This is a genomic window from Sinomonas susongensis, from assembly GCF_005877005.1.
In the GTDB taxonomy this organism is placed as follows: Bacteria; Actinomycetota; Actinomycetes; order Actinomycetales; family Micrococcaceae; genus Sinomonas; species Sinomonas susongensis.
The window spans coordinates 1-1,137 of sequence record NZ_SSNH01000034.1 but is presented as its reverse complement, the minus strand read 5'-3'; the positions used below and the strand labels follow the sequence as shown (position 1 = coordinate 1,137).

1 protein-coding gene is annotated in these 1,137 nt (G+C 66.3%); it reads left to right on the top strand.

Annotated features, from left to right (window positions below; translation table 11 throughout):
* Positions 1 to 59 precede the first annotated feature (59 nt).
* Positions 60 to 1,130: an IS30 family transposase gene (locus tag E6A21_RS17715; RefSeq protein ID WP_138445490.1), complete on the top strand. Its 1,071-nt coding sequence runs from the start codon at positions 60 to 62 to the stop codon at positions 1,128 to 1,130.
* The last annotated feature ends 7 nt before the right edge of the window (positions 1,131 to 1,137 follow it).

The following is a 1,137-nucleotide window of genomic DNA, read 5'->3' as shown; positions in this document are numbered from 1 at the left end:
AGTTCAGGACTTCGAAGCAACGCTTGCGATGATTTCGGGGGCATGAGCTGAGGAGTCGCATGGCGCGTAGGGAGCTGACTGCTGAGGATCGGCTGATGATCCAGGCGGGGATTGGAAAGCGGATGTCGATCAGGGCGATCGCCGCCCTGCTGGGCAGGGCGCCGTCGGTCATATCGAGGGAGATCCGCAGGAATGTGCGCTGGTCCCGGGCCGAGCTGCCGCTGGCGGCGGACGTAGCCCGGGCCCGGTACCGGGCCTCAGAGGCCCACGGGTATGCTGCCGAGAACCGTCAGCGGGTGGGCTGGCGGAAAGTCGACGCGTACCCGCTGCTGCACACCCGGGTCCTGCGCGACCTCAAACGCGGGCTCTCCCCAGAGCAGATCGCTGGCCGGCTCGAGCATGAGGCTGAGAGCGGGCCCGAGTCGGTATTGGATGGGAGCACCTGGACGGAGGGGCTCACCGTGTCACATGAAGCGATCTACACCTGGATCTACGCGATGCCCGTCGGGGAGCTCAAGCATCACGGCATCATGCTCCGCAAGGGCGGGGCCGAGCGGCTGGGCCGGTCGAAGCGGTCCAAGGCCGGGAACTCGGCCTACGAGGCCTCCCTTCCCTCGATCGAGACCCGCCCGGCCGAGGCCCAGGGCCGCAAGGTCCCCGGCCACTGGGAGGGCGATCTTGTGATGGGGGCCCGCAATGCCACTGCGGTGGGGACCTTGGTCGAGCGCAAGAGCCGGTTCCTCATCCTCGTGCCGCTGCCGGCGAAGAGCACCACCGCCGTCACTGGAGGCGTGATCGACAAGGTCCACGGGCTGCCCCAGGCGCTGCGGAAGACGCTGACCTGGGATCGGGGCAAGGAGATGGCCGGCCATGCCGCGATAACCCTCGCCACCGACATGGACGTCTACTTCGCCGACCCCCATTCGCCATGGCAACGCGGCACAAACGAGAACACCAACGGCCTGCTGCGCCAGTACCTGCCCAAGGGCAGCAAGATCCCCAGCGACCCCTCCTACCTCGAGGCCATCGCCTTCGAGATGAACAACCGGCCACGCAAGACACTAGGCTTCAAAACACCACGAGAAGTCTTCCTCGAAGACATCGAACAGGCCGTTGCCAACATGCCTTGAATCCGCC

Coding starts and splice junctions, on each gene's coding strand:
- E6A21_RS17715 (WP_138445490.1), top strand. CDS start 60: ATGGCGCGTAGGGAGCTGACTGCTGAGGATCGGCTGATGATCCAGGCG.